Raw genomic sequence first — 5,437 nt, 5'->3', positions numbered from 1 at the left:
ATGCGGAAGCGACGCCCGTTGGCGAACTGGTCGTGGACGAAGTCCAGCGACCAGCGCGCATTCGGCTTCGCTTCCACACGTTTACTCGTTTACTAAACGCTAATTGGACGAGGACATTGCAGCACTGTGTCGGGGACATTGCTGTGGAGTGAGCCGTGGGTCCCTCTGTCGAAGGTCTTCCTAATGGTCGTTTAGATCGGTTTAGGGCGGTTTTGAGCGGAGGGCACGGGACCGGATGCGTAGAAACATGGGAGATGCGGAAAAGCTCCGTAGCGCTCCCTGCTTCGGTTTGAGCGATTTTGCAATCCTGGATGCAAATTCGACCACGAGCGCGCATCTAAGATCGTTGCTAAGCGCTTTCTGATATATCTAGCAATGCACTTCCCTAAAATGAGTACTGCGAATTCGCAGTGATGATTTGAAGGGAAAAACGATGAGCGCTAATGCACCCAGCGAACACGCTGACAGTGCCCATGTTAGTCCACACCGGTGTCGTGAGGACGGGCGTCGCAAGATCAAGGTACGCGAATTGTTCGAAAATCAAGGTGCCGACGCTGCCTGGGTACTTGGTCTGCGGTTGGGCTTGAAGGAGAGTACACTTCACAACTGGTTCGCTCGCTGGAGAGAGCAACGCTGATTCAATGTCAACCTGCTCCTTGTTCAGTGCGCATCACGAGCGCGCAAGAGACGCGATTCCTAGCGGCTTCCAGATCGCCGCGTTCAGCGAACAATTGCAGTTTTCGGTACCGGGTCCGGTGTTTGTTCTGTCGATGGCCGCCGCGAGCGCGTCTGAAATCTGGATGTCAACGTCGCCGCTGCCGTGGTTGCGCTCAATCCGGATGCGCCTCTCGCCGTTCACGCCGTTCTCGCCGATGTAGCAATGTTGAGGGCCAAGTCTGACAACCTCGCCGCGCCGCGAGACCGTCTGCATGGATGGGTTTCTACAAGGCGTTCAGGTTGAAAGTGCGAAGGATGTGGGTCTTCAAGGAGATCAAAACAGCCGGGCATAGAAGTGAAAGAAGCGCTACGCGATTGCTTACGTCAATGCGTGACCGGGATCACAATGCTGACCCGGATGACTTGCCGATAGAGTGGCAAATAAAATCATAAGCCCCTTGTTAGGAAGTCAGCTTGGTCAGCATTGTCATTCTCGGTTACAGAAATGTGGCTTTCGATTGCATGCCCCTTGGCGTTTACCAGCGCCTGAAGGGAGTCGGGATCGAGGTCGGGATTGAGGTCGGGACCGGGCTCGGGATCGGGTTCGGGTCTAGCCTCTGTGCAGTTCCGAGAGGATCATTTTTAAGATCATCGAGCACCTTACCCGGATTCTTAGCAGCATCTTCATACTCCTTTGCCTTGTCCCTTGCTGTCCCGACGGGATCGGGCATCGTCTTCAAGAGATCAGCAATTTCGTTGAGCACAGCGTCAGCGGCCGCATAGGCTTGCCCCACGAGCTTGATGGCGCCCGCGAGCGCATCCCTTAGGGATTTTTCGATAGCAGAATCGCGGTCGGACGGGGCTGTGCTCGTCTCAACGAACATGGCAGCGATAAAGAGGCAGTCCCAATACATGGTGTCCTTCCACTCCTCCTTCGCGCTGTCGCGTTCCCATGACCATTGGCTCCGCAGATGGGGAACATCCGAGCTTTGGTCTGGGCATTCTTTTGTGATCAGCGGCAGCATGCTGTCTTTGCTTGAGCGCCGTTTGGCCACATACTGAAAGAACGGGTTCAGCGGTTCGTCATCGGCTATCTTGCTGGCGATACTGCTCATCGAGTGCTTACCTAGGCCCCAATCCTGCAAGATCATGATTTGGACCAGTGCATTGTGCCGCGAGAATCCACGGGCATTTACTTTCGCAGAAATTGTCGCTTCGATCTGCGGAAGCGAGAGTGCTAGAACGGCCTCAGCCTCTATCTGCGTGCGCAACGCTTCAATTGGAGCGACCGCATCTTCGTAGGCTTTCAGCGCCTTATCGAACTTATCCCTTAGAAGCTTCAACTCAGGGGGTTGGACTGAGAATCTCCCGATTGTGTGATCGTAGAAATTTTTCAAAGCCTGCGCGAGATTCTGCACGGTCGGAATAGGAGTCATTCCATCGACTGAGCAGAACGGCACGCCAACGCCCAGACGTCGGCCGAGTGTGATTAACGTTGGACAGTCGCCGGGACCGAACGCGCAGCGGTCATTTTTGCAGAATCTTGGCGTGCCGGCCGGCATGGGCCCACAGAAGGTTAGGCATCGCTCGTTCGAGTTGATCCATCTGATCCACTTCTCAAAAGCTGGCGCTTCCTTGTCTCCCATATGACCGAAATAGACGTACAAGCCCGTTGCATGATCGCCGCTAAAAGTCGTCTCACCTTTCTCGCGTTTGCTAAGGTCGAGCGCATTCAGAACTGTGGTCTTTGCATCTTCCACGCTAGACGGCTCCTCGACGCGGAGCTGACGCTTTCTTGGAGACCTCCAGAAGCGGCCGTCATCGTCCTGCGAGAGCTTCACTGTATTGCACCCTCGCGGGTCACCTGACCTGCAAAGCAGTGCATTAAACATTACCGAGTCCCCGTCGTCGCATGCGCCTCCGCCACCCTCTTTGGATGGGAATCTTCCGGCGTCCGACGCACAGTAGAAAGTGCGGCTCTCCCACCATGCTATCCTCTGCGCGAGGTCGGGTGCACTTGTAGAGAGCCGCGTCCACGCTGTGCCATTGTCCCAATTGATGGTGGCCCCATCGGACGTCACGCTACCTCCCAAGCCCCATTCGTTGGCTTGGAGCCGATTTCCTGAGAGCGACAAGGCAGATTCGGCGCCGCATTCATTGCGGGCCGTACCACTGTTTGTGATTGACGAGTACCGATTCGGTGAGGCTGGCGTGCACCCGCATCCAGATGCGCAAACCCAATTCCCCTGCACATTAGAGAAATCGGCGGCAAGAGCGCCCGAAAGAACTAAAAGCAGATTGGTGAAAACTGCTGCTAGAAGACGGTACATCTGCTCCTCCGAGTGACGTGTCAGAGAACAAGAGATGCGTAAGCATGGGTGTCGCAATTATCGCTTAGATCGTATAAAACCTCAGTACAACTGAAGATTATTCGGCCGGCAACGTGTCATTGTGGCGCAGCCGCTGCATATCGCTACCAGCGTTGGTGCAAATGGCGGCGATAGCTGGACTTGCCGTTGAGGTTGAGAGCAACCGCGAGCAACGACTAAGCTAACCCGGCCCACCGGCAATACTGGACTTTGAAAACGCTTAGAAAGATGGATCTGACGGGTGGTGGATCGCTCACTCGTGGGGACATTGCAGCACTGTGTCGGGGACATTGCTGTGGAGTGAGCCGTGGGCCCCTCTGTCGAAGGTCTTCCTAATGGTCGCTTAGAGCGGTTTTGAGCGGTTTTGAGCGGGGGCATGCGACTGGACGCGAAGAAACATTGGAGAATGCGAAAAACCTCCGTGGCACGCCCCTGCTTCGATTATAGCGATTTTGCAATCCTGGATTTGAATTCGTCGAACAGCGCGCACCTAAGATCGTCGTTAAATCACAGCACGCTCCTAAAATGAGTACTGCGAATTCGCAGTAGTCATTTGAAGGGAAAACAATGAACGCGCACGCACCAAACGAATCCATTGACAGAACCGACGTTAGTCCAAATCGGTATCGCAAGGACGGGCGTCGCAGGACCAAGGTACGAAAATTGTTCGAAAGCGAAGGCGTCGACGTTGCCTGGGTACTTGGCCTGCGGTTGGGATTGAAGGAGCGCACGCTCCACTGGAGACAAGAACGCTGAACGCCATAACGTTCGCTTGTGTAGCCTTCTCTTGAATTCAGTGGGCGCACTACGAGCCGAGTTACGAGTTCATGAAGCCCCTCGCTTTAGCAGGAGAAACGAATGGTCGAAGTGTCGAGTACTGTTTTTTTACGATCAGCTCGTTTCACACCATAAAAGGTGCGTCGCTGGTCTAACGGCTCGAAACTATCCGTAGATGTTCCGTAGGACCCGTAGTGCGCGGATATGGCTGTCCATGAACTCATCGAAGTCAGCGGCACTGACGCCTCCCGCACTGAGGGTTGGCGGAAATGCAACAAGTGATCTACCGACGCTTGCCTAGCGTTGGTAGACCACCCGACACGGTCCACATTCGCAGCCTTGGCTTCCCGCTCAATACTATCGTGCTCGTCCGGCTTCTCCGGATCCTCGATGTAAGATGCCTTCAGCGGGCGGAGATATAGCGCGCGAACGCTTCATCAAAATGCTTTGGGAGGTACCCATTCGGACGGCGACTTCCCCCAATCGAAATTTGCGTCGGCCTAATCCCAAACGGCGCGAGGAGTTTTGCGACACCGCGCCCCGTGATGGGTTTGCCGTTGTGGTAGTCAGGCCAAGGCCGATGTTCCATAGCGACGAGAGCGTTGACAACCTGGGTACTAGACAGGCCGCGAAAGGGATGTTGACTGAACAGTTCCTGAAAATCCTGCAGCAAGAGAACTGCAACGTCTTCGTCTTTACGGACATTCAAGATACTTTGGCAAGCATCGCGAGCCCTCACCGGCCAATAGCCCCCACACTGCTGCGCGATCGCGAGCAAAGGGCACCAATTGTCGCTAGCTCTGTTGTGCACTCCCTCGGGAAATTCGGGGGCGATGTCACGCAATGCCTGGATGTTATCCCGAGCCCACCGCTGACACCGACGACGCAGGCTCGTGTAGTGATGTTCGCGCGTGGGTATTGGACGCACACGCTCCGTGCTCAGCTTCTTCTTCAGTTCGATCCGAATTGATCGATCCTCAAGAGTGGCCGGCAGTCCTCCGATCAGGGCAACCGCCTTTGGAGCCCAGGTACTGAATTCGCCACTGGCTCGCGCGACCTTCGCGCCGGCATGATGGTGGCCACTGTCGAGGATACCGCGCAGCTCGTTCTTTCCGTCAATCCAGGTTTCACCTTCATCGAACAGGAGCGTTGGATTTCGGTGTCGCGTAATCGTATGGAAAATTGAGGCTGATGTAGCATTGCTGGCGCCAAAGGGATGCGGGACCAGTCTGTGCAGCAAATCGAGCACCGTCGACTTACCGCATCCCTTGGTGGGTGAGTTGACCATCAGTATCGGTGAATGCCGCCAAGCGTTATGAGTGTGAGCGAATAGAACCCAAAGTGCAGTTGCTAGGCAGTGCTTATTCTTCAGTACCACGTGCCGGCTGATCACAGTACCGAGTTCATCTATCAGCCGTTCCCCATCAACCGCCACGGGCCACGGCCTTTCGACATCAACACCTTCGTTTGCCAAATCACGAAGCCGCGCTACCTCCGCATCGATTGCGGAGATCGACATATCGAGATCGATTGCTGTCTGTTTTATCCTGTTTTCGTACTCAAGTCGGAGGCCAAGCGGTCTTAGGAAGACAACTATAACACTCAACTCCTTGGCTCACAGAACGACATGGCTA

3 protein-coding genes are annotated in these 5,437 nt (G+C 55.0%); all 3 read right to left on the bottom strand.

The window, feature by feature from the left end; translation table 11 throughout:
* Positions 1–670: 670 nt before the first annotated feature.
* The 3 genes from Q2M23_RS43075 to Q2M23_RS43065 all read right to left on the bottom strand — a co-directional run bounded on the left by Q2M23_RS43075 (position 671) and on the right by Q2M23_RS43065 (position 5,322).
* Positions 671–931 carry a hypothetical protein gene (locus Q2M23_RS43075; protein ID WP_316399440.1) on the bottom strand — a complete coding sequence of 87 codons (261 nt, stop codon included), beginning with the start codon at positions 929–931 and terminating at the stop codon, positions 671–673.
* A gap of 262 nt (positions 932–1,193) precedes the next feature.
* Positions 1,194–2,417 (bottom strand): hypothetical protein, encoded by a 1,224-nt coding sequence (locus Q2M23_RS43070; protein ID WP_316399439.1) that lies wholly within the window; start codon positions 2,415–2,417, stop codon positions 1,194–1,196.
* Positions 2,418–4,206: 1,789 nt separating this feature from the next.
* Positions 4,207–5,322: a DUF3631 domain-containing protein gene (locus Q2M23_RS43065; protein WP_316399438.1), complete on the bottom strand. Its 1,116-nt coding sequence runs from the start codon at positions 5,320–5,322 to the stop codon at positions 4,207–4,209.
* Positions 5,323–5,437 lie beyond the last annotated feature (115 nt).

This window comes from Bradyrhizobium sp. 33ap4 (genome assembly GCF_032654765.1).
Classification (GTDB): domain Bacteria; phylum Pseudomonadota; class Alphaproteobacteria; order Rhizobiales; family Xanthobacteraceae; genus Bradyrhizobium; species Bradyrhizobium australafricanum.
This window is presented reverse-complemented; position numbering and strand designations above follow the sequence as displayed.